We start from the raw sequence: 25,129 nt of genomic DNA, 5'->3' as shown, positions 1-25,129 counted from the left end.
TATGAAAAAAATGAAGTGAAATGGGGGGTACCATCTCACTTCATTTGAACGACTTTACCGGTTACGTATGTTCGTAACTCTATGGTAACTATGTAATTAGGCTAGAACTTGTTGTTAATTAAGTCCAAATTGTTAATTAAGCCCAAACTGAAGCGACTTCTTCTTCAGTTAAAAAACGATATTCACCAGGTTCTAAGGTGTCATCTAAAACAATGGCACCGACACTTTCACGGTGCAGACCAACGACCTTATTGCCTAAAGCAGCAAACATGCGTTTTACTTGGTGATACTTACCTTCATGAATGGTCAGCAAAACTTGTGTTTCATCGACGACTTCTAGCTCTGCTGGTAACGTTTTATCACGTTCACTACGCAGTTCGATACCCGCAGCAAATTGCTCTGCATAATCGGCTTGAATAGGGTCAGCAAGCCACACTCGATAGGTTTTATCACACTTATGTTTTGGTGACGTAATGCGATGCGACCATTGACCATCATCGGTAATAAGCACCAAACCTGTGGTATCTGCGTCTAAACGACCAGCAAAGTGCAAATCTTTAATGTTTGGCTCATCAAGTAAAACAAACGCTGTTTGATTAAAATCATCAGCATGAGAACAAACAAACCCTTCTGGTTTATTGAGCATGATGTATTTTGGTCCCGATAGGATAAGCTCACGCTCTTGCCACAGCACTTCACTTTGATCGTTGACTTGAGTAGCGCCTTTCTTCACTACCGCGCCATCTACTTCAACTTCACCGCTTTTTAGAAGCTGAGTTGCTTCTTTACGTGTCACGCCTAAAACATCACACAGAAATTTATCTAAACGCATGCATACCTCATCTGCTTTAAGTCGGGTATTATACAGAGCCTAACTTAAATAGTTGAGCTATTTCACAGAATTTATTCGCCCTTATTATGTATACACTGCGCCCTTATCAAAGTGATTCGGTTAAAGCCGTTATTCACTACTTTCGTCATCACAGCACCCCAGCGGTGATCGTCCTCCCCACAGGAGCAGGTAAAAGCCTGGTTATCGCAGAATTGGCGCGGCTGGCAAAAGGTCGTGTTTTGGTGTTGACTCACGTGAAAGAGTTGGTTGAACAAAACCACGCGAAATATGAAAGCTACGGGCTAACCGCCGCCATATTTTCCGCAGGATTAGGCCGTAAAGAAACCGACGAGAAAGTGGTGTTTGCGTCTGTTCAGTCAATGGCAAACAGTCTTGATGCTTTTACTGAAGAGTTTTCGCTGCTGGTTATCGATGAATGCCATCGCGTACCTGATAATGACAAAAGCACCTATCGCCGAGCAATTGCGCACGTTCAAGAGTGCAATCCCAATATCAAAATCCTTGGCTTAACCGCGACCCCTTATCGTTTGGATATGGGCTGGATATATCGCTACCACACTCGTGGCCAAGTGCGCACCGAGCAAGACCGTTTTTTCCGCGACTGTATCTTCGAGCTGCCAATTCGATATCTGCTCGATGAGGGCTTTCTAACACCGGCCAAAATCATGGATATGGCGGTACTAGGCTATGATTTTTCCACGATTCGCCCCTCAGCGAACGGTTACTATCGCGAGTCCGACCTGAATGCGGTACTTAAAAAATCCTCCCGTGCGACCCCTGCTATCATCGAACAAGTGGTTGAATTAGCGAAAGAGCGCCAAGGGGTGATGATTTTTGCCTCCACCGTTGATCACGCGAAAGAGATCATGAGTTATCTCACTGATGAATCGGCCGCATTGGTGATTGGCGATACCTCAGCCGATGAGCGCGACCGAATTATCAATTCTTTTAAACGCCGCGAAATCAAATTCCTCGTGAATGTTTCCGTATTAACCACTGGGTTTGACGCACCCCATGTCGATTTAATTGCCGTGCTACGCCCAACAGAATCCATCAGCTTGTATCAACAAATCGTGGGTCGTGGTTTACGTTTAAGCGAAGGAAAAACCGACTGTTTGGTGTTGGAGTACGCCGGTAACCATTACGACCTTTTTCAACCTGAAGTTGGCGAACCACAGCCCAATTCGGATAGTGAAATCGTCACCATTCCCTGCCCCGCTTGTGGTTTTAACAATAACTTTTGGGGCAAGCTCGATAGCAACGGTTTTCTTATCGAACATTATGGTCGTCGCTGCCAAGGCTATTTTGAAGATGACGAAACAGGCGAACGAGAAGAGTGTGGTTACCGTTTCCGTGCCAAATTCTGTGGTGAATGTGGCGCCGATAACGACATTGCTGCACGCCGTTGCCATGAATGTGATGCAGTTCTGGTCGACCCAGATAAAAAACTGCGTGATGCGCTCAAACTCAAAGATGCCCTTATCATGAATTGTGTTGATTTGCGTATGGAACCGGGCAAAAACAAACATGGCAAACCGCAGCTTAAAGTGGTTTACATCAGTGATACCGATGCGGAGATCAGCGAATTTTGGCAATTAGGAACCAAAAAACAGAAAGACGATTTTCTGCAACGGTTTGTGAATCCGCATTTGGTGGATCGCCATCGACCATTTACTGAAACCGCGCCAACCAAAATCGCCGCTAATGAACATCGCTTTCGGCCACCGGAGCTGATTATTGCCCGTAAAGAAGGCCGCTTTTGGGTCATTCGCGACAAATTATTCGAACGTCCAAGTGAAAAAGCCATGGCACAAATCAACGCTGTATCACAAGCTTAACGAAAGTTCAGCTTCCGTTCATATTACGCATTTTATACTTGTTACCATCTCTGTAAGCCAGCCTTCGTTGTTGCTACCCTAGTCGATAGAACAACGCCATTAAGTGAAGGCATGGCTTATGAACAACTGATTAAGGTGTCTACTATGCTTATATCAAATAGGAAAGCACTGACCTTGTGTGCTTTACTTACCAGTCTCTCCTTTGCGAGCTGGGCAGACACGCCTTCGCTACTCCCTGGGCAAGATATGCATCCCCCCGGTGCTAAGGTCGATATCGATGAAGACCAAGACGAAGTGTTAGAGGCGGTACGAGAAGGGAAAATACGCCCATTCTCCGAACTTTATCAAACGGTTGCACAGCAATTAAATGGACGTGTGATAAAAGTAGAGCTTGAAGAAGATGATGACATGTGGGTGTATGAGCTAAAAATAGTCTACCAAAACAGTGTCTATAAAGTGGAATACAATGCACGCGACCTGAGTATTTTTTCCATACGCGGTCGTAACGTGATGGAACTGATTAAAAGATAAAGATAATGAAAATATTAGTGGTTGAAGATGACATTCGTTTAGGTGAGCAGATTATCTCTGCTCTGGAAGGCAATGATTGGGTGCCGGAATTATCTCAAGATGGGGTTGATGCGCTTTATCGAGCTACATCAGAAGAGTGGGACGTTATTGTGCTGGATCTTGGCTTACCCAAACTAGATGGCTTAACTGTGTTAAAAAGCCTGCGTGATGAGAACATCAATACCCCGGTTGTGATTCTTAGTGCCCGCGACAACCTGACACAACGTGTGGAAGGCTTGAATGCCGGTGCTGATGATTATCTCACCAAACCGTTTGAGACCATGGAGCTTATCGCCCGAATTCGAGCCCAATTACGCCGCGCTTCAGGTAATGCCTCGCCAATTATGCAAGTGGGCTCTTTAAGCTTGGATACCCGAAGTTCAAAAGTGATGTGGCAAGGTCAAGCAATTAGTCTGACTGCTTTGGAGTATAAAGTGGTCGCATACTTTATGCACAACCCTGAAAAAGTCATTTCTCGCACTGAGCTAGTGGAACACATTTACAAACAAGACTTCGACCGTGACTCCAACACCATTGAAGTGTTTATCGGGCGAATTCGTAAAAAAATTGCCCCTGACGTGCTCAAAACTGTTCGTGGATTAGGTTACCGTTTACATGCCGAATAACGCCCTCAGTAAACGCTCAATCAAACTCAGTATCAAAAGCCGCCTATTATGGGCGGCTACGCTTTGGTTGAGCTTAATGATTTTAGCCGCAGGCTATTTGATTCCAAGCCTAGTAAAACAATATTTGGTGCAAAATGCTCAGCAACAAATGACACTAGCGATGGATCAAATTACCGCCAATTTAGGTGCCAATAGCCAAGGCCAGTTGACCCTACCAATTCCTTTATCCGACCCACGATATACGCAACCATATAGTGGGCTTTACTGGACCGCTCAAATGGGTGACCAGCGTCTGCGCTCTCGTTCATTATGGGACCAAGTGCTACGCCAAGATAAACATGGTTTAAAAAAGGAGTGGCTTGGGGCTAAAGGTGAACCACTTATCACCCTTGTTCGCACTATCTATCTGCCTGAATTTTCTCACTCTATTGATATCGTGGTGGGAATGGACAAAGCACCAGTAGAAGAAACGGTGTCGAAAGTGATTGGGCAATTATGGATCATTCTTGGCATGCTGTTTATTGGCATTCTCATCTTAGTCAGTCTCCAAGTTTCATGGTCGCTGTTACCACTGCGACGCATGCAAAAAGAACTCACATCTCTACGTAACGGGCAACAATCTGAACTGAGCGATAGTTATCCTCTAGAAATTTCACCATTGGTTAACGACCTCAATGCCCTACTCTTTCATTATCAAGAGCTTCTCGACCGAGCCCGTAACCACGCGGGTAACCTTTCCCATGCGTTAAAAACACCGTTATCCGTGCTGAAAAACGAAATCGATAAACTTGATGAAGAGACGTATCAAAAACTGTCGGCGCCGGTATCCCAAATTCAGGGCCAGATAGATTATCACCTTGGACGTGCCCGCATGGCTGGGGCTGGCAATATTCTGGCAGTAAAATCCTGTCCAAGTGAACGAGTGGACGCGATATCAATGGCGTTCGACAAAATCTACGCTGCGCGAGAAGTGACCTTAGTCAATGAACTCGATTCAGATTTGTTGGTGGCGGTCGAAGGCTCAGACCTAGATGAGATGTTAGGTAACCTACTGGAAAACAGTTATAAATGGTCTAATTCCTTAATTCGAATCTATAGCCAACCTATCGATAAAGAATGGGTTGAGCTGTGTATTGAAGATGATGGCCCCGGCATTGCGGCAGAGAAGCTTGAGAGCGCGACTGAACGCGGCGTACGTCTTGATGAAACCATGCCCGGAACAGGCCTTGGCTTAAACATTGTCGCCGAAATGGCGCACAGCTATCGCGGTGAATTGCGCTTAGAAAAAGCCAAGCTTGGTGGTTTAAAAGCCACCCTAAAATTAAAAATGGCCCACTAACACGCTATTTTGCTATCAAAGCAGAACATCCGTTCTGCTTTTTTATTGGTTTAAATCCCCACGCTATTTCTGCACGTGTTTCTGACGTGCCCTCTACAAACAGCAAAGAGGAAGTCAGAAAGTCACTGTTTATAGCAAGCACGGCCAAAATAGAGAGTGTTGGCATCCACTCAGGCGTAATGGGATTTTGAACAACAAAGATTGAAACTCGGTTTTGGATATTTCCGTGTTACGATATCTGGTGAATGTCGGACTCTCAGATAAATTTTGCTAGGGTAAAAAGAAAGATCTGACCCCGAGTATTGTTAGCCTTTATGTCATAGATATCATTAGCAATAATATTAAGGTCAAACGTTACTGCTTGACCTTAGTAAAATTATATCAACTTTTGACCATTTGAAAACCATCTATATCTAACATACTGATCAAACTCAGGTTCATCTGCATGTTCTAAAACTATAATCTGTGGCTTAAACCCAATTTTTGGATCTCTTTCAAGTTCATTTAAGAATCGTTCAAAAACCTTGAATATATTTATTACTTGTTTAATATTCTCATCAACTTCTTCTTCACCCAATAACTCTTGCTTATTATTAGAAGAAAATCTTCTTGTTACTTTTGGAAAATATACCTGACTAGGTTGGTCTAGAAATAACATTGCTGGTATTACAGAATTTGAGCTTGAGGTTAATTTTAAAATTGACAAGAAAACCGCTAGATGACAAGCTAACCAGTTCGCACCACTACCCATTTCTGATAGTAGTATTTCTTGATTTTTAAAGTAATAAGCGAACGTAAAATCTTCTGTTTTGAATTTCATTTCACCATTTCGTAAATCATCTTCAAAATCTAAGTCTTTTTTAAGCTCATTCATTGTCTCATTGATAAGTGCATTAGCCTCGGAAAATTTATGTTCAAGACCATAGCCTCGAATCAGTCTGATACAATTTTCTAATTCCTCTTTCATAGCTGGAAGATCGTGGTTAGATTTTTCTAACTTTTTCCCTTCAATAAAGAATTCTAAGGTGTTCTCTATCCTCCCACGAATATTATTTAGTGAGTCCCTTATATCTAGATTATTTTTAACTTTGAATAATTTTCTTAATTGTCTTATTTCATTATCTATATTAGCTACGACCTGTTTTTGCTTGTCTCGCTTTAAAAGTAATGAGTTAAGAGATTTAGAACTGTCCTGTTTGTAACTACCAATTCGGGACAGTTCATCAAGAAGTAGCGCTCTAGAGCGCTTAACCTCTTCCACTTTAGAAACAACACTAGTTACTGGTGTGCTACATAACGGGCAACTAACACTGTTTTTAGGTACTGACTCATCTTGCGATACTTCAGCAAGGCGTGCCATCGAGTTGGAGTAATCTATTGACTCCTCCTCATTCGCCTTAATAAGACTTATCAATTGATTACATTCATATAAAGACGTTAGCTCTTTATCTTTTGCTTTCTCTAAGGCATTTAGCTGCTTATTGAAATCAACATTTTGCTCTGCATTCAATGGTACAGAAGGCAGGTTTCTCGCTAAATTTTTCAGCTTTCCTAGTGATGCATCTTCATCCAAAAATTTAAGATTTAAAACTCTATAATACTGCCTAATTGGTATAAGTAATTTTTCTCTTTTTTCTTGAATACCTAGCAGAGCTTTCTTTTCTTCTATCTCTATCTTTTTTATTTGCTTTTCTAAATCTTCAGATCTTTTCTTCAATCTGTAGTATCTGCTATCAACCCAACCCATAAATATAGGAAATTGATCAATTACTGTTCTACTTTTAATGAAGTTATCAAACCTATAAAACAAACTATGCTTGTTAGCTATTAAGTTTTGATGCTGAAAGAATAGTGAAGTAGCATTCCGAATCGAGACTTTCCCTTTCTTAAGTTTATGATCGTCATCATCATTCAATGATGTATCTTCAACCGATAATCCTAAGTGCTCTTCGAAATCCTTTTGAACTTCGAATTTAGTTCTAGTTTTCTTGGACTTAAAATAGTTAGAGTTAATTTTATTATCAACATTGAAATCAGCCGAATATTCAACAGAAAAATAACACTTTGTTGGCTGATTATTTGAGCGTCCAATGATTATCTTTTTATTATTGTGTTCAAATACGCAACAGAATATATCTGTGAAATCAGTAACTTTTCCCATAGGGATTGTAGAGCGATTCGAAAACAAACAAAAATCTACAATCTCTATTAAAGCACTTTTACCTGTTTTAGAGTCACCTGTTATTATGTTTAACCCTCGGTCAAAGCCAAGACGTTTCAAATCACCATCGTGACCAATGAGAATTATATTTTTTAAAAAAGCTTTCATATATTTGTAACCTTGGATTTCAGAAGAACATTAACATATCCTTCTTTCGAAAAAATAATACCTAAGTTATAAGATGCCTTTATAAATTCTTTTTTATAGTCATTTGTTATTGATATTTCTTCTAAATCATTTCCATTCAAAATAAAAGAATTGATTATAATTTCACAAATTGAACTGAGGTAGATTATTCCACAATTTGTTACAGACTTTGAGTATTGAACTTTATCATTTATCAAAAACAAACGTTCTTTAATTTCATCATCCTTTAGAAATGCAGTTTGAAAAGTACTACTAACATTAGACCTATTTAGTTTCGCCCTTAAAACATCATCCATAACAAAAGGAACAACAAGATAAATCAACTCAAACTTCGCGCCTCGCTCATCAACTCGTCTAGCTCCTTGAATAAATGAATATAGTATTTCAGCAACAAAAGAGGGAGAATACTTCAAATCTCTAATAACCTGAGGATTCATTAGTCAATATCCTCTTTATTATATTTCCAAGTATAAGCGGTGTTATTAATAGCCTCGTGTACTTTACCTCTCATGAAGTAAGGTTTCGTACCACTTACCTCAGGCACTTCTAACACCGAACTATTATGAAATTCAAAATATGCTTTACAAGCTGCCTTGTTAGATTTGGATGAACCTAAATCTTCATAATCTATTTCGTAAGAATATTGTCTTTTATATCCTGTAGCTTTCTCTACTGCATCTACTAAATAGTTATCAATAATTTCGGGCATAATGTCTGGTTTAAGATCTACAAGGCTCTCTTCACTGTTTTTAGCTTTGAAGTAATCATTGAGAGCAACACCTCTATCTCTGCCTTTCAAACCAATATCTCTATACTCTAATAAAAACAAGTAACCGTCAGCATTCTGCTGCTCCGTATCATACTCCGTGCGGTCTACAGGAAAAGGAATGCTATCTCCACTCCACCTGTTAACCTGAAACTGGAAAGCATCATCAAAATCATTGATATTAACCTTCCAATGTCGGTGGTCTACAATTGCACTTTTATTAACGTATGAGTATATCCAATGGAAAATGCTTTCTCTGTATGGCTCTAACACGCACTTCAATTTGCGAGCTTCCAATAAGCTCTTCCATTTATCTTCTACATGTTCCCGAGATTGATCAATTGTAAATCTAGACAATATGCTCAATAGCTCGGCATCCGATGCATCTTCAAAAATTTTGTCATAGAGAGGCTTAACTGAAGATGATGGTACGTGAGACTTTATGATATTGAGTTTTTCATGAGCACTTCGTGTGTTCCAACCATGAAATATTGAACTCTCGGAAATGAAAGATGTCGTGTGTAACACAATTTGCTCAAACATAGAGGAGTCTTCAACCACCAAGTTCTTCAAAGTGTTCCAGAAATCTTTTGAGTTACTAGCTAAGTTATGCTCTTCTACGTGGTGTTTTACCTCTGTGAACGTCTTACCATCATAGACATCCCCAAAGCACTCTATCCAGATAGTCTCATTGGGTTTTGCATCAAAGCACTTCTCAATGGCGATTAAGACTTGGTAAACATAGCCTAAATACTTTGGTGTAGCGTTGTTGGCAAAACCTTCTGTCATCCTGTCGATTACTCCTAGATTCACTCTCATTAACTTCGCGCACTGGGAAAAACTCGCGATCTCGTTATGTTCTCGAAACCAATTTCACCACCATGCTAGATCGAAGCAAATAAAATCACCATAGTTACTATACGGTTAGAAGGGATTAATTTTGTACAAATACTCCATGAATGCAAGTAAAACCTGTTGAATATTGAGCGGTGTAGTTACGAGACTTAGTAAAAAGGTTACGCTCGTACAATTTTTACACCATTGAAGGGCAAGCTATTAAAGCTCACGGGGTCAGGTCTTGCCTTTTGTCTCTTATTACTTTTTGTATATCAAAGTTGACTGAGTATCATTTTGTGATTTGGAGGCGCAACTCATTTGGGGCAGAAATGTTTCAGCCCGAACAGGATGAAACGAAAATGGACAAAAGTGTGTTAGTCACTTCACTAAGTTAGCTTTTAACGGATAATTTTTAATAAGGCAGACTCGCTGAACAGACACACTCGGTCAATTTACTGAATAAAAAATACGGTTTGATCCAGGCCCAGATAAAGTGTGGTCTGGGCGAAACTTATCCTTGATTGTAACTCGCGTTACTTGAAGTATGCGAATGCTGATATCAACAGCGCCATGGCTAAACAAAGAAATGCGTTAGACAACCCATTGTGCCGCCACGCATTAACCCACTTATGAATTTCTTTGTCATGAGTTCTGTAATGAGCGTTCTTCCAAGCAATACTGAAACTAAGAAAGGCTGCTATAACCAATAGCCAACTGTAGTGGCATAGTGAATTTGGCCACCTGATAAGAGGTGTTATGATACACCTCATAAATAGACAGGTGACAATATGACTAAACGAACAAGACCGACTTTTAGCCCCGAGTTTCGCCTTGAAGCCGCACTGCTCGTTGTTGAACAAAATTATTCCATTCGAGAAGCAGCGGATGCCATGGGCGTAGGTAAATCCACCATGGATAAGTGGGTTCGACAACTTCGCCAAGAACGTGATGGTGTTGCTCCCAAATCTGCTCCAATGACGCCAGAGCAGATTCAAATTCGTGAACTCAAGAAAGAAAATGCTCGTCTTCGAGAACACAATGAAATTTTAAAAAAGGCTACGGCTCTGGTGATGTCGGACTCACTGAACAATTCTCGATAATCGAACAGCTTAGCTTGAACTATTGCGTTAAAAAGCTGTGCGAGGTGTTCAATGTTCATCGCAGCAGTTATCGATATTGGCGTAAACGTTCAAAGCAATTGTCACCAGAGCAGGTAAAACTTCAAGCTATGGTTCGTGAAGCTCATGAGGCCAGTAATGGCTCGGCTGGCGCACGAACTATTGCTGATATCGTCACGAATACTAAAGGGGTTTCTCTCAGTCGTTATCGTGCGACCAAAATGATGAAAGTACTTGGCTTAGTGAGTTGTCAATCGCCCAAACACCGGTATAAACGGGCAACACAAGAGCATGTTGAAATCCCCAATCACTTAGGTCGCCAATTTGCAGTCACTGAACCCAATCAAGTATGGGTGGGTGATGTGACCTATGTGTGGGCAGGTAACCGTTGGATGTACTTAGCAGTCGTGATCGATTTATTTGCGCGCAAACCGATTGGCTGGGCAATGTCATTATCACCAGACAGTAAACTTACTGGTAAGGCACTGACAATGGCGTTTGAATCTCGCGGAAAGCCTAATAATGTCATGTTCCACAGTGACCAAGGAAGTCATTATACGAGCCGCTATTATCGAAAATTGCTCTGGCGTTACCAAATAAAGCAAAGCTTATCACGACGAGGAAATTGCTGGGATAATGCACCCATGGAGCGTTTTTTCCGAAGCTTAAAAACAGAATGGGTTCCAGTAACAGGTTATCGTAGCTTTGCTGAAGCTCAACAAGAGATCATTAGATATATTATTGGTTATTACAGCCAACTCAGACCCCATCAGTACAATGGTGGCTTAACACCCAATGAATCAGAACGATTGTATTGGGAAAACTCTAAAACTGTGGCCAATTTTTGTTGACCACTACACTATTCCCATTACACAGACAAAAATGACCTGTTAAAAAAATACATCGCTAGCTGTATCGCTCCATTTCAACAAGAATGTTCTGTAGAAAGCCCAGAAGTGCTCATGCTGGGAACATTTGAATACATTGAAGAAAATGTCGATGTCTTTAAAACATTACTCATGAATGGTGGTGCCACATCATTCAAAGAGACGTTACAGGAAATGGTATTTTCAGGTTTAACAAAGGCAAACCGAAATCAACATACTGAAGATTCAATTCCGCAAGAAATAAAGTACCATTTTGTCGCTTCTGCTATGACTGGCACTATTGAATGGTGGGTTAAAAGCCCAGCACGTTACAAACCAGCGATTATGGTTGAACATATTTTGAACCTTCTACACAAGTTACGATGACCGCTAACCGTCTCTTTTTCTCATAGTAGATAGATTAGATTAAGTTGGGGACAGTTGGACTTTTAATGGCATTGTCACCATTCGAAACACACAATGAGGCAAAACCTTCTTAGAGCAGTAAATGGCGCCTTACTATCACTGTGTCTCGCGTTGTATACGCCGCTCCTTCCTCTGTGGTAAAGACACTGTCACAGAAAAATCTTAACCAAATCTTATCCCTAGCGGATTATTATAGAGATAAAAGCTGCTTCGATAATAAGAGTGATACCTGCCATACCACTTCTCTACGCTGTGACGGCTCAATTTGCTTATAAAAGGACGATGTTCATGAAACTAGGCTACATACTGTCAGCCCTCATCTTTATTGCAGGATCTCATACTGCTTTGGCTGATAATATTGATAACGTAAAACCTAATCAAATCATCCAAGTGACATTGTCACAACTACATCCCACTCAGCCTTCTGTTGGTTATGACGAAATCTACTATAAATTGGGGCGGTTTTCCCATGAGCCTAAAAAACTTTATGACACGCTATGCGAGATAAACGGCGAGAAAGGGATTGCCCATTTTTACAAGCACTCAAAACCAACCGATGCTTCTAGCTATAAATGTAAAGAGCCTGTTGGTACTGAGCGCGATGCCATGAAAACCGCAGTGATTGGTCCTGATGCAAAACTATACCTTACCGATGGTCACCACACTTTTGTCAGTTTATGGCAACTGCCTGAAGCGGGGATGGACCTTAAAGTCCATGTCATTATCACTAAAGATTACCGCAGCGAAAGTACCACTGATTTTTGGCAGAACATGATCATGGATAATAACGCTTGGCTATTCAATCGTTACCACAATCCGATTTCATGGCATCAATTACCTACCGATCTTGAGTTAAGCAAATTTGATGATGACCGTTATCGGTCATTTATGTATTTTTCACGAGGCGTCAGTTGGGATAAGCCTAACCCAGCCATGCCATATATTGAGTTTTACTGGGCCACAGCAGTGCGTACTGTCTTTGATTTGAATCCGTATGATCTCAACACTCAACAAGGTTACTTGAAAGCCTTAGCCGAAGGTGGCGAGGCCATTACTCGCTTGCGTAGCTCAAACCTAGGCGGCTCTGGTAAAAACGCCGTCGATCTCGGTCAATATCCAAAAGTCAGTAAAAAAGGACTTAAGCATTTGCAAAAAACCTTCAGTAAACTGAGTTACATGATCGAATACAAACAGCGACTCAGTAAGTGAGAAAAACGGATGGGGTCGCGCCGATGGGGTTAAGTATTGCCTTTTGACAATGATTACTTTGCTTAGGGTAAACCGTAATAACAGGGCTTTCATGTTCAATGACAGGAATTGGTCATAAGCGACAGGCAATAAAAAGCCCCAGTAGCTGGCAGGCTACTGGGGCATATCGCTCAATACGTTAACGTTTTTGTGGACGTAAAGGGGACTGCCTTTACAAATTAACGTGAAGCGCGATTGGGTGACGGCTTAATGTTCATAGTGACCGAACTGATATGGAATCTCACGATTACGCATCTCTCCCAAAAACAAGCGACGTAAGTTGGCTTTCAAATATAAACCACCCGTTTTAAAATACCCGTCTTGCTCAAGTCGTCTTGGGTCAAACTCAAATTTAACCGACGCTGGCAACATACGATAACGCCATGTTTTAGAAGCTCGTTTCACATAATCACAATCTTCACAAAGCTCTATCTGCTCATCAAAACCATTGAGTTCTTTATGCACTCTTTGAGTTGAGAACAAACACGCTCCTACCGCGGTTGGGAAGAAGAATTGCGACGCATACAAGCCTGAATTGAACAAACTGTAACCCAATTTGTACTTAGTAGACAAGTGTTCTGCGCTTCGATAAACACCAGCCACTTCTAACTTGCTTTCGTCTAACGCTTGCATCGCATTATCGAGAAAATCAGGTGGTAGACGAACGTCTGCATCTAAGAACAATAAACGTTCATGTTTTGCTATTGCAGCGCCCGTATTGCGCCCTAAGCTCACGCCACGCTGATCCATTTTATGAATGGTCATATCTGGTAAGTGTGCTTGATACCCTTTAGCGACCTGCAATGTCAGATCATCACTATTAGAGTCAACCAAGATGACTTCAAAATGACGATAACTTTGGCCAACTAAGTCACTCAAAAGACGACCAATCCGTTTTTCTTCATTTAGGGCAATGATAACGATACTTATAGGCTTCATGTGGGCTCCTCGTTGGTTTATCCACGTTTTAAAGTCACTTTACGTGAACACAACTGAACCCATGCTGATCCGAACATTCAGATTCGGTTCATCTTTCTATCCAAGTCACCTCAAAATGCTGTTTCAGCGAAAATGCATTCGCTCTATTGCTTACCACTCATCGTTATCTGTCGGATAAGATAGCGCCAGATCGATGCATAATGCGACAATCGCATTTTAAACCTAGAGAAAATAACAATTTCTATTGCCCTTAAAGCAGCGGGATGTTAGTATCCGCGCTCGTTTTGGAGTGGTTATAAACGACTTCGAAACATTACTACAGACGAACAAGGTCGCATTGTTCCTGTAAATTTGTTTTTATTTTACTATTTGAGAGTAAATACTATGAAATTTGAAGCAGTAGTACGTACTGAACTAGGTAAAGGTGCGAGCCGCCGCCTACGTATCGCTGGTGAGTTTCCTGCTATCGTTTACGGTGGTGAAGCAGCTCCAGTATCAATCGCGTTGAATCACGATGAAGTGATGAACCAAATGGACAAACCTGAATTCTACGAAGGCATCACTCTAGTGATCGACGGTAAAGAACTTAAGGTTAAACCACAAGACGTTCAACGTCACGCGTTCAAGCCAAAAGTTGAACACATGGACTTCATCCGTATCTAATTCTCCTTACCAGAGAGTTAGCTAGGATTTAATCCAGCCTTTTGCATTAAGATTATCGGCCTTACCATCCGAAATATCTAAAAATTCGAAACCCCGATGCTACCAACATCGGGGTTTCACCGTTTTAGATGGTTATATATCTAGCCTATCATTTCCTTAGCGAGTGCTTTTGCACCAGCAAAGTCCAATTTTCCAGTTCCCAGTACGGGCACTTGTTCTACTTGAAAAATAGCGCTTGGAATCATCAGTGCTGGCATACCCTTTTGTGTTAGGGTTTTCTTGATGTTTGCAGGATCTTGCTCACTTTCAATCAATAAGATGATCTGCTCACCTTTCTTTTCGTCGGGCAAATTGACTGCAACTAAATTTGTCTCAGAATCTTCAAGTAATTGTTTAATGGTTTGCTCAACAGCACCTAAGCTCACCATCTCCCCTGCTAGCTTGGCAAAACGTGAGTAACGGTCAACAATGGTTAAGTAACCATCTTCATCTAAATGCCCTTTGTCGCCAGTCTTGTACCAACGCATGCCATCAAGATTCACAATGACAGAATCGGTCTTTTCTGGGTCATTTAGATACCCTTTCATGATCTGGGCACCACCAATCAGAATTAGGCCATCTTCTCCAACGGGCAGTGTTTCAAGAGACACAGGGTCAACAATACGGAAAGTCGTTCCCGGTAACGCTAGGCCAACCGTGCCGTCTTTAGCCGCTTCTTGAATATAGGCTTGCTCACGAATCATATGGCCAGGCAAATTAACACTCGCTACTGGAGTCGTCTCTGTTGTTCCATATCCCTCTAATACAGGCACCATAAATTTCTGCTGAAACGCCTCTTTTACCGTCTTATCTAGCTTTTCAGCGCCAGAAACGACTGCTCGGAGGGAATTGAACATCATCGGCTTAATACGGCGGTTACGCTGATACATACGTAAGAAAGTCGACGTTGCACACATCAATGTAGCTTCATACTTAGCGACCGCTTTCGCAATGTTATGCCCATCTGTTGGGTCTGGATGACAAATCACAGGAATCCCTTCCATTAATGGCAGCATGCCCGTTACCGTTAAACCAAACGCATGGAACAACGGCAATGTCGCCATAATACGGTCTTCTTCACGTACATTGAGCACATCAGACACTTGACGTAAGTTCGCCATAATATTTTTGTGTGTCAGCATTACACCTTTGGGAGCCCCTTCACTACCTGAAGAAAACAGAATCGCTGCGTTATCATCCAAGTCGGTCGGCTTACACAATAGTGCATGAATCCATGCTGCAGGCAAACAAAGCGCAGCCGCAGTGGTCAACCATTTACGTATTGGGCTTATGCTTGTTTTAAGGTCTTCTAAGTAAAACAGTTCGCAGCCACTCAAAATGGTTTCGCAATCAATGCCTCGTTTTTCAAGCTTGTTAATAAAGCGACGTGAGGTCACGATGCTCTTGATCTCGGCACTTTGTTTAGCATTACTGATCGCTTCAATAGATGAAGTGTAATTAATATTAACGACCGTTTTACCTGCCATAAGCGTTGCAATATTTGACATTAAACCCGGTGCAGAGGTTGGTACTAGCAAGCCTAAATTTTGCCCAGGCAAACGCTGTAGCTTTTGCTTTATTAATAAGCTACCAACCAAAAATTTTAAATGTGAAATCGGGTTACCAGTGCTATCGACTACCGCCCAATCACTCGGTTTGGATTTCGCCGTTTCAATCCAAGTTTTCGGCAAAGTATCTAACGTATCTGCGTACACATTCCAGCTGGCAACCGACATTTCAAACACTTTTTGTTTTACTTGTGCTGCATCAGAATGAATGCTAATTGGCTCTCCAAACGCGGCAATAATGTCACGCTTGATACCATTTTTACGCATTTTCCCCAGTTTCTTGGTCGAACGAGAAAATGCACTGCCCCACATACCACGCAGATAAAATGGCACAATCACACCATTTGCTTCTTTGCAGGCACGCTCAAACCCTTTTTTGAATTCACCTAGTTGACCCAAATGACTGATACGACCTTCAGGGAACAAGCAGACTGTTTCACCAGCATTAAGTAACTCAGTCACTTTGGCTAAGGCTTGCTTACTCTGTCCTGCCGAAATTGGGATAACACCAAATAAGTCAAAAAAACATTTCAGATACCATTGCTGGTAGATACTGCGATCCATTACAAAGTAGACCTGTTTAGGCACGGCCATTTGAATAATCGCCCAATCCATCCAACTAATATGGTTACCCAGCAGCAAAGTCCCGGTGCCCGACTCTGGCAAATGATCAAAACCGATGACTTTCAAACGGTATTTGTGCCCAAGCAAACGGGTCATTAAGCCACGCACGAGTGCTTGAGGCAAAATCACTATTGCGCATAGCGCCACCAACGCACTAAAACCACACAGTCCCCACAACACGTATTGTGCATCTAAAGATGTGGTAGCAAAAAGAACAGTCAGCCCTAAAAACAATAACATACCAATGTTTTGGATAAAGTTATTGCCCGCCAATACACGGCCAATTTCCGATTCACTAGCATGAAACTGTATCAGTGAATTCAAGGGCACCAACATCAACGCGCCGCCAAACCCAACTAACAAGAACAAAACGGCCATCAACGTTAACATGGTCGCTTGAGCCAAGAAAAATAGGCTGATGCACACCACCACAGCCCCTGCTGGAATCAGTGAAATGTTGATATGACGAACCGAATGCTTCGCCACAAAAGCCGAACCTAACATCAGGCCAATAATCGCCATTGCTATCACACACTGAATGGCAAAAGTATTACCAATTCCCAGCGTTGACTTCGCGTAAGAAGGAAATGCTGCAATAAGTACTTGGCTAATTGAGAGAAAACAGGTCAGCCCCAACACCGATTGCCAAATCGCTTTTTCTTTAAAGAGCAATCGGATATTACTTATTAAGGTTTTACCTGTAACGTACTGACTCCAAGGAAAGCTCACCTCTACTTTTGGAGTATGCTTTTTCGCTGATTGCCCTTCAGGCAAACGAAACGCGAGAATACACTCAATGGTTGCTCCTAACACCAGTAACCAGCCAATATTGGCAACATCTTGTAAAATGGCGCTCGGGATCAGCGGCGTATCTAGGTGTAAATCAAACTCAAATAATGCAGAAAATGCAGCGCTTCCTGCCAATACAGCAATCATAGAGACCGCTTGTACCCAGCCATTGCCCGCACTCAAATATTCAGCCCCAAGTAATTCACGAATGTAGCCATACTTGGCTGGAGAATATAGTGCACTCTGCATTGCCAGGATAAACGTTAAAGCAAACGCTGCATAAAAATAACCATGGTAGTAACAGTAAGTGATAAGCAAGGTCACTAGAATGGCCAACATCGCGCTATAGCGCATCACCTTTGCTTTAGGAAAGCGGTCAGCTAAGTAGCCAGATGGAGTGAATAACATAACAAATGGTAATAGGATTAGCGCATTGACTATCGCCATCAGTAACATTTGTTGATTACCATCGTAGCTTTTAAAAAGAGTATTTTGGATAACAATTTTATGTCCAAAATCGACGAATGCATTAATAAATGCCACCAGTAAATAAGCGATAAAGCCTTTGTTTTTAAATAATCTGCTCATTGTATTTTCCCAATCGAACACTGTTCAATTAATTTTTACTTAATCTAATCGAACACCGTTCGATTGTAAAGTTATGCCACAGGAATTTTATATCTTGACTTAAAAGTGGAAGTGAACACACAAAAAGAGAGCCATTTACTGCTCTCTTTATCATTGGTCTTAAGCTTGATGACGTTAACGACACCAAATTCTCTTTACTAGGGATTTAGGACTATTCCAATGTTTGTGCTAACGCCGTTTTGAGTTCTTGCTCTGCTTGTTCAATTAGCTTTTGAGCCTGTTCTCGTTGCTGGCGTCCCTCTTTGACACGAGCTAGCGTATTATTCAAGGTATCAATTGTTAATTGATTCACCGCTTGTAAAGATTCCACATCCAAAATACCGCGTTGATAGTTCTCGGCAATCTGCTCTTCCAACACTTTCAACTTTTGTGCATTTTGCTGATATTGCGCATTGGTGTAATCTTTCACGGCTCGAGTCACCTTGAGCGCTTTTTCTTTTTCATAGTTAGAGATAGCAATCAAGAATTGCCGTTTCCAAAGTGGAAATGTATTGTGCACAATATCTTGAATGTCCTCCATCAGCATTTTATTGCCTTCTTGGGATAACCTAATCTGCGGTGCCGTTTGAATTGCCGCTAATCGAGTTAACTCTAAGTTATGAACACGTTTCTCTAAGCGCGCCACCGCCTGAGTCGCATCACGATATTTCTGCGCATCTAACGCATCACCACTGGCTTGCGACTGAGACAGTAACGTTGGCAAAACCACTTGATTTAGTTCAGCCAATTTAAACTGACCGGCTTCAATATAAGTTTCTAGCCCTTTGAGTAACTCTAAATTATGACCGTATAAACCGTCTAATTGTTGAATATCATGGGCCAGTTTAGCTTCCTGCCCTTCGAGCTTCTCGGCTAAAGAGTCGATATGGTCTTTCACCGAATCAAAACTCGCGGAGAACTTCTTAAATGAATCAAATAACTCTCCAATTAAAGGGAGTTTCGCCAGCCAACTGTCATTACCTAAACCATCAAAGTGGGTCGAGTCCATTGACGTGATCATGGCTTGCAGAACTTCACCAGCCTCACCGGAATCTCTAACACGAATTTGGTCAAGAATCTCATCTGAAAATGCGGTAATGGTTTCTAATGCTTCTTTACCAAATGTAATTGTCGCTACGGTGTTAAAAGGGTCGAAGGTTTCAGCCAACTTCGTTGCTTCGGGAGACACCACCATATCGACCTTAGGTTCTACTACTTGTTGCGGTAGTGGCTGCTGAGATTGCTGCGCCGCTTCAACTTCACTAGCTTGTTCTTGCAAAGGCTCAAGATCAGGTTGGTGCTCAACCTGAGGTGTGGGTTCTGACTCATTCAAATGAGGAGCCTCCATGGTTGGCTTTGATTCTGGAATCGATTCAGTCATAGGGATAGTCTCCTTAGTGCTCGTTTGAGCGATGCCTGGGAAATTGCCGCCACAGTTTTTCAAACTGTTGCTGAAAAGCGGTAATAAAGCGCTCATCATCTGTCAGAGTAATGTCTTCTTGATTGTAGCGAGAAGCACTGCGCGTCCAGTTAAAACTGCCATTAATCATGCGGATGCCATCGAAGATCGCAAACTTGTGGTGCATGTGATAATCCGATGTATCTATCTTCACTTGCACTCCTTTGCGAGCGAGATAATCCACATCACTTCCCACATCGAAGCGCTTATTTCGGTCGGTAATCACTCGCACTTCAACACCTCGCTCATGAGCCTGTAGAATATGCTTGGTCAAATCGTCATCTGCAATCGTAAACACACAGATATCAATGTGGTGTTGAGCTAATTTCAACTGTTCAACAATTCCATTGAAACAGGCTTTCCCCGGAGAAAACCAACTGCCCGCTATTTCACTTACCTGCGTTTCACGCGCAGTGTCTAAAATTTTGACGATACGCTCCAACCACCGGATAACTTGGCGAGCATCTTCTCCTGACTCAACCGCTTCATGTGCCAAACGAAAAGCCTGATTGCGCAAATAGGCCCGTTCTTCATCAGAACAGTTTAGCTGCGCCAATTTTTGTTTGAGATCTTTTCGTTCCTGGTCGTCCAACCTAACGTCGGCAAGAGACTCCTTTAACCACTGTTGCCACTGCTGCTGGTTCATGCGCTTGTATCTCCTAAAACGTTATCTTGTGAGGCGCTGCCTCCTGAAAAGCGGGCTGAAACACCAGCGACATATTGGTTTAGCATTGCCAATTGCTGTACGACCTGTCCTGCACGGTCCTCAGAATCACCCATCATTTGCTGACGCTGATAACTCTGTTTGATCTCTTGCCAGCGAGCTTGTTGTTCTTTGCTCATATTGCCACGCAGCTCTGCTAACTTAAGCAAGTTTTCCTCGGTACCGTTGGCAAGGGTTTGTGCTTCACCTTGATAGTGATCTTGAATAAGGGTATCAAGCTCTTCGTCCGTCATTACCGATGAAATTTTCTCGGCCAACTTATTCATATTTCGATAGGAACCTTGCAGCTTAAATGCAGGTTCCACTCGGTAATCGTCCGCCGTTGCAGCCGATTGAATATACTGTTGATTGACTTTAAGAACCGTTTGCTGCACACGCATCAATTTTTGTAACGTGGTCACTATTTCATTGGCTTGTGTTGCTGAGTAAGAATGGGTCATCTCACTCAGTGCGATACTCTCCCCTTGCGCCATACGTACAAAACGGTATAAATCATTGAGATCACGAGTCGCAAGCGGAGCCAATACCGAGTTGGACGTCAATGAGTTTTCGATAAAACTCAACGCAAAGGCATTACCCTGATCCGACAACATATCGCCCAAGTTGTAGATGTCAGCACGGTTGGCTAACATATCGGGAATACGGAACGCCTCACCGGTTTCTGTATAAGGGTTACCCGCCATTACCACGGCAAACTTTTTACCGCGCATATCGTAGGTTTTCGTCTTACCCTGCCACGTGCCTTCTACACGACGAGTTCCGTCACACAAAGAGATAAACTTCTGTAGTAATTCTGGGTTGGTATGTTGGATATCGTCCAGATAGAGCAGAACGTTATTACCCATTTCAAACGCTAAGTTTATTTTTTCAATTTCACGAGCCGCGTTTTGATCCGGTGCATGAGCTGGATCAAGCGAGGTCACTTGGTGACCAATTGATGGACCATTGACTTTCATAAACACCAAGCCCAACTTAGAGGCAACGTATTCAATCAAGGTGGTTTTACCGTAACCAGGAGGAGAAATAAGCAATAGCATCCCCATCAAATCGGTCCGCTTTTTATCGCCTAATGTTCCCATCTGCTTAGCTAGGTTATCGCCAATTAGCGGCAAATAACTGTCACTGATCAGTTTGTTACGGACAAATGAAGTTAATGGACGCGGCTTAAATTCTTGTAAACGGAACTGTTGCTTCGCTTGCGCTAATAAAGCTGAACGTTTTTCCAAGTAAGTATCAAAACGAGGAACGATGACACTACGGTGATGCTCGCAACGGCGAATAAAATCATCAAGGACTAAAGGTAAGTCCCCTTGTTTGATGCGTTTATGCTCGCCAAGTAATTTGGTCACTTTGCCCGTCAACGAAAAATCGACGCAAGAGAGTGATTGTTGCGATAAGGTCTTACACATCGCAATAGCCGCTGCTTCTAAAACAAAGGCCTCACCCGTCTGATTCTGTTTAGTGTAAGGCGTGAGCCATTGCACATGGTCTGCAAATGCAGCGGCCATTGGCATTTCTTTCGTCGCCCAGCCCAAGCTGCGTCTAAACTGAAGATAATCTTCACACAGTTCGTAAGCATCTTGGCTTACTTCAATTCTTAGCACGCTATCGGCCAAAATTTGAATTAAATAATCAGCCGCTTCATGTGCATATTTTATGTCTAGCTGCGGAATCAAGGCTTGCTGAAGAGCTTGGTAAGCATCAGTAGATTGTAAGTGTTCCCTTAGCAAAACGGCATTCACTGCTTGCTCTTGCCACTGAGTGGTATCGTTTTGCTCAAGTAACCAAATCAATGCAAGAGCGCGAGCACCTTGGCTATAACGCAAAAGACCTGCGCGCTGGTAAATGGGTAACATCGTCGTCAATATCTGGGCTGCGTCATGGTCATGAATACCTTTCACATACCCTTCTTTGTAACGCGGCGCCGCGAAACGCTGGATCAACTCTGTTAATGATTTATCTTGCTGGGCTTGATATAAGCGCTCCAAAGAAAGGTCACTCCGATGCTGTTGGGCAGCATGCAAAATCAAATAAGCTAAGTATTCACCACGATAGACATATTCACTTTCTGATGTAACATCCAGCTTGGCGATATCCTGCAGTTCAAGAAACGCTTGATCCTCGATTGGCTGATAGAAGTCGGTACCGGAAATATGAGTACATAACTGCTCATTTTGTTCAATGAGGCTTAAATCCAACCCCTGCTGATTCACACTAAAACGGTGCTGACCAAGGCGCAGTACTTTACCGCCCTGCTCAAAAATATCTTGATTATCGCGCATTGAACGCAGCGATTGATCTTGCAGCGACTTTAATTTCGCATCAATACTATCGGCTTTTACACTGTCACCTAGTTCTCTGATTGATTCAGAAAGTTGACGCAGTTTCATCACCATCGCATCGGTTGCAAAGTAGCTGTTCAATCCTGCAACATCATCAAAGCGATCAATCCGTTTTTCAATGCTATTTAACGTAACGTTCGCGGCTTGTTGTAAATTCTGAACTCGACGTTGCTGCGCTGCGACTAATTGCTGCTTGTGATTATCTAATGTCGACTGAATTTCATCGCGCTTGGTATAGATTTCTGCAAGAAATTGGTCAAAGTCAGCAAAACGCGACTCCAATTTATCTAATTGACCGATCAAACGCGCTAACTGGTTATCGCACTCATCAGGCGTCGTCGCCTGCTCCATCGCAGTGCTGACAGCCTGCCCCAGTAACTTAAACTGAGCACTGAATTCTGCCTGAGCTTCTTCGCTTTGTAACGATTGACCTTTAGCGCGCAATTTGGCCGACAGCGCATTCAGTAGCGATGACACTTCCGTCGTCAGATCTAAGATCCGAGTAGACTGCGTAGGATCTTCGGTTTCGATATCCGTTACTTCTTCTGTCACTAACTGCAGTTGCGAACGTAGTTCATCAACTTCCTGCTGCAAATCATGCAGCTCAGCCGTTTTTTCGGTGGTTTCCAGCCGAACTTCGATATCAGTAATTGTTTGCTTATACGGTTGATACGCCTTTTCTTCTTGCAAGAGTGTTAACAAATGATGATTGAGCTCATCACGCTGCTGCTGAAGTTGTTCGAGCATCGCATCAACACTATGGATATCCATATAGTGTTGTTGGCGCAAAGACATCACAGAACCGACTTCTGTTTTGACCACAGCGAGCAAGGATAATAGCGCATTCGCCTGCTCTTTAGGCGTAAGTTTAATCTTACCGATTAACTCTACGACTTTGTTTTGCTGCTGCTCTAGGCTCTGTGCGGCGGCGATTTGAAGTTGTTGCACCTTAGCAAATTCGTCAATGATATTGTCAGACGTTTCCACGATCTCATTGATTGCATTACCAATTCCTAATGCGTAATGATGTTTCAGCCAATGATAATGATCCAGCGTGGTATGACACTGTTTAAGCAACATTTCATAAGCGGCTTGAGTCACATCTTCATTGAACGTGAGCTGACAGATAGACAATATGGAGGAAAGCGCTCGAACCAGCTCAGCATTCCCTAAATTAAATAGCGGACTTGAACCATCTTCCTTGGCATTTTCTTTGGTGTAAAACTCCGGCGTACAGTATGGAGTTGCCCATATTTGCAATGGATGAATGGTTGAGGCTTCCGGATTTTCCGCCGCCTGAAAAACCAACATTCGCCCATCCGCATAGAGGCTATAGCCATAGCTATCGAGTGGTGCAGAAAATCGTTTCTCAATCATATTGTATGAAAAAGAAACATAAGCCCCTTTGGCTTTGTTAAAGAAGTAATAAATCACATCTTCGCCATTGGGTGATGCTATTTTTTGGAAAAACTCCAAATCCTGCCAAGGAATATCAAACAGCTTGTAATCGCCATTGGCCAACACATAGCCATGCGCTAGTAAAATGCCATGGTTTTCCGGCAGAACTTTCGCGCTTCGTCCCAACGAATCAGCCCGAACGACCGATTGATTCATTGGGTTATAAATAAAGTAACGATGCTTTTTCTCACGATGAGGCTTAATTCGCAGCGCAATTAACTCACCCACGAATGCATAGTCAATGCTCGCATCGGCAACACTTTGATGCGGATCTTCCACTTCTTCGCTATAAATCCCTTTTCCATCTTCAGTGTTATCTTCGACCTTAATCGTTAAATCGCCGCCCACACATTCAACAAAAAGCTTATCTTGTATCGAAACATGGGGGTGAGTACCAAGAATATGGTTATCGCGTGTGGTCACAATCCAATCAAAATCAAATTGAGGCACACTCTCTAATGTAGTGTGACCAAGGGCGTCTAGGTAGCTAACCGATTCTCCATTAACTTGAAAGCGAAATACCTTGCGGTCATCAGGTCGCATCCCGATTTGAAAAACCACATAGAGAGTGCTCTCTTGACGCGATATTTGCTGTAATTTCGCGTCACTATAATAGGTAAATAGCTCGGTGAATTCATGGTGGAATCGGTCATCTGCCAAGAAGCTCTCATTTACCGATAAGGGTTCAACGCGGAAAATGCCATCGTTTTCGTGCAATTGATACAGGCCAAATACATCTTTAAGCTCTGGCACTGCCTTTAAACCAACTTTAACTTGATAACCAAACAGCAGTTGATTATTCACTTGAGCCATATCGATTGGGATGCAACGTGCTTCGGTCTGCACATTGGTTTTCCCAATTAAGGCCATTTCCTGACCACCGAATATCTGTTGGCGTTCTTGATTAAATGATGTGGCGAGAGATTTAAGTTGTTCACCTTGCTGTGCTAATCGGGATTTGAGAACCTCGTATGCACCACCTTCAGTGACTGCTTGTTGCGTCTTTTCTGACATACTAAACCCTTTAAAATCTCGCCTCTTT

At 42.3% G+C, this 25,129-nt stretch carries 17 protein-coding genes; 8 read left to right on the top strand and 9 right to left on the bottom strand.

Annotated features, from left to right (window positions below):
• Positions 1–136 precede the first annotated feature (136 nt).
• A complete protein-coding gene (gene rsuA, locus JCM16456_RS06630) occupies positions 137–832 on the bottom strand; it encodes a 16S rRNA pseudouridine(516) synthase RsuA (RefSeq protein WP_068713464.1) in 696 nt (231 codons plus the stop codon).
• An 86-nt stretch (positions 833–918) separates the two neighbouring features.
• On the opposite strand from rsuA, the gene JCM16456_RS06625 reads away from it, so the two are divergent.
• The 4 genes from JCM16456_RS06625 to JCM16456_RS06610 all read left to right on the top strand — a co-directional run bounded on the left by JCM16456_RS06625 (position 919) and on the right by JCM16456_RS06610 (position 5,226).
• Positions 919–2,691, top strand: coding sequence for a DEAD/DEAH box helicase (locus JCM16456_RS06625; protein WP_068713463.1), 1,773 nt, complete (start codon positions 919–921; stop codon positions 2,689–2,691).
• 144 nt (positions 2,692–2,835) lie between these two features.
• Complete coding sequence (locus tag JCM16456_RS06620) at positions 2,836–3,222, top strand: PepSY domain-containing protein (protein ID WP_068713462.1); 387 nt, start codon at positions 2,836–2,838, stop codon at positions 3,220–3,222.
• Between the two features lie 5 nt (positions 3,223–3,227).
• Positions 3,228–3,887 carry a response regulator transcription factor gene (locus tag JCM16456_RS06615; RefSeq protein WP_068713461.1) on the top strand — a complete coding sequence of 220 codons (660 nt, stop codon included), beginning with the start codon at positions 3,228–3,230 and terminating at the stop codon, positions 3,885–3,887.
• Positions 3,877–5,226 (top strand): ATP-binding protein, encoded by a 1,350-nt coding sequence (locus JCM16456_RS06610; RefSeq protein WP_068713460.1) that lies wholly within the window; start codon positions 3,877–3,879, stop codon positions 5,224–5,226. The genes JCM16456_RS06615 and JCM16456_RS06610 overlap by 11 nt, the downstream gene beginning before the upstream one ends.
• 376 nt (positions 5,227–5,602) lie before the next feature.
• Here JCM16456_RS06610 and JCM16456_RS06605 read toward each other — a convergent pair whose 3' ends face one another.
• Genes JCM16456_RS06605 through JCM16456_RS06595 form a run of 3 tightly spaced genes read right to left on the bottom strand, consistent with a single transcriptional unit; the run spans position 5,603 to position 9,149 of the window.
• Positions 5,603–7,555, bottom strand: coding sequence for a DUF3732 domain-containing protein (locus JCM16456_RS06605; RefSeq protein WP_068713459.1), 1,953 nt, complete (start codon positions 7,553–7,555; stop codon positions 5,603–5,605).
• Positions 7,552–8,031: a three component ABC system middle component gene (locus JCM16456_RS06600; protein WP_021706403.1), complete on the bottom strand. Its 480-nt coding sequence runs from the start codon at positions 8,029–8,031 to the stop codon at positions 7,552–7,554. The genes JCM16456_RS06605 and JCM16456_RS06600 overlap by 4 nt, the downstream gene beginning before the upstream one ends.
• Positions 8,031–9,149, bottom strand: coding sequence for a hypothetical protein (locus tag JCM16456_RS06595; protein WP_050941284.1), 1,119 nt, complete (start codon positions 9,147–9,149; stop codon positions 8,031–8,033). Before JCM16456_RS06595 ends, JCM16456_RS06600 begins: the two co-directional genes overlap by 1 nt.
• 836 nt (positions 9,150–9,985) lie before the next feature.
• Here JCM16456_RS06595 and JCM16456_RS06585 point away from each other — a divergent pair.
• The 3 genes from JCM16456_RS06585 (at position 9,986) to JCM16456_RS06575 (ending at position 12,816) form a co-directional block, all read left to right on the top strand.
• A protein-coding gene (locus tag JCM16456_RS06585; RefSeq protein ID WP_408068373.1) for an IS3 family transposase occupies positions 9,986–11,166 on the top strand; the annotation gives its coding sequence in 2 pieces (ribosomal slippage) (positions 9,986–10,253 and positions 10,253–11,166; 1,182 coding nt in all).
• Positions 11,167–11,277: 111 nt separating this feature from the next.
• Positions 11,278–11,568 carry a TetR-like C-terminal domain-containing protein gene (locus tag JCM16456_RS06580; protein WP_068713456.1) on the top strand — a complete coding sequence of 97 codons (291 nt, stop codon included), beginning with the start codon at positions 11,278–11,280 and terminating at the stop codon, positions 11,566–11,568.
• Between the two features lie 327 nt (positions 11,569–11,895).
• Entirely contained in the window at positions 11,896–12,816 is a 921-nt protein-coding gene (locus JCM16456_RS06575) for a ParB/Srx family N-terminal domain-containing protein (RefSeq protein WP_068713455.1), read from the top strand.
• A 246-nt stretch (positions 12,817–13,062) separates the two neighbouring features.
• On the opposite strand, the gene JCM16456_RS06570 is transcribed toward JCM16456_RS06575, so the two are convergent.
• Positions 13,063–13,794, bottom strand: coding sequence for a glycosyltransferase family 2 protein (locus JCM16456_RS06570; protein ID WP_068713454.1), 732 nt, complete (start codon positions 13,792–13,794; stop codon positions 13,063–13,065).
• 384 nt (positions 13,795–14,178) lie between these two features.
• On the opposite strand from JCM16456_RS06570, the gene rplY reads away from it, so the two are divergent.
• The gene (rplY, locus tag JCM16456_RS06565) at positions 14,179–14,457 is read left to right on the top strand and encodes a 50S ribosomal protein L25 (protein ID WP_068713453.1); all 279 of its coding nucleotides are present in this window, start codon (positions 14,179–14,181) and stop codon (positions 14,455–14,457) included.
• 140 nt (positions 14,458–14,597) lie between these two features.
• Here the strand turns inward: rplY and JCM16456_RS06560 are convergent, their stop codons facing one another.
• The 4 genes from JCM16456_RS06560 to JCM16456_RS06545 form a co-directional block, all read right to left on the bottom strand.
• A complete protein-coding gene (locus tag JCM16456_RS06560) occupies positions 14,598–18,065 on the bottom strand; it encodes an acyl-[ACP]--phospholipid O-acyltransferase (RefSeq protein ID WP_068713452.1) in 3,468 nt (1,155 codons plus the stop codon).
• 211 nt (positions 18,066–18,276) lie between these two features.
• Positions 18,277–19,299 carry a toxic anion resistance protein gene (locus tag JCM16456_RS06555; protein WP_068715939.1) on the bottom strand — a complete coding sequence of 341 codons (1,023 nt, stop codon included), beginning with the start codon at positions 19,297–19,299 and terminating at the stop codon, positions 18,277–18,279.
• A gap of 199 nt (positions 19,300–19,498) precedes the next feature.
• Entirely contained in the window at positions 19,499–20,209 is a 711-nt protein-coding gene (locus JCM16456_RS06550) for a phospholipase D-like domain-containing protein (RefSeq protein ID WP_068713451.1), read from the bottom strand.
• Positions 20,206–25,101, bottom strand: coding sequence for a DNA repair ATPase (locus JCM16456_RS06545; RefSeq protein ID WP_068713450.1), 4,896 nt, complete (start codon positions 25,099–25,101; stop codon positions 20,206–20,208). Before JCM16456_RS06545 ends, JCM16456_RS06550 begins: the two co-directional genes overlap by 4 nt.
• Positions 25,102–25,129: the final 28 nt, after the last annotated feature.

This window comes from Vibrio tritonius, from assembly GCF_001547935.1.
Classification (GTDB): Bacteria; Pseudomonadota; Gammaproteobacteria; order Enterobacterales; family Vibrionaceae; genus Vibrio; species Vibrio tritonius.
Note: the sequence above shows the minus strand (reverse complement) of the source record. Positions and strands in the feature narration are given on the sequence as shown.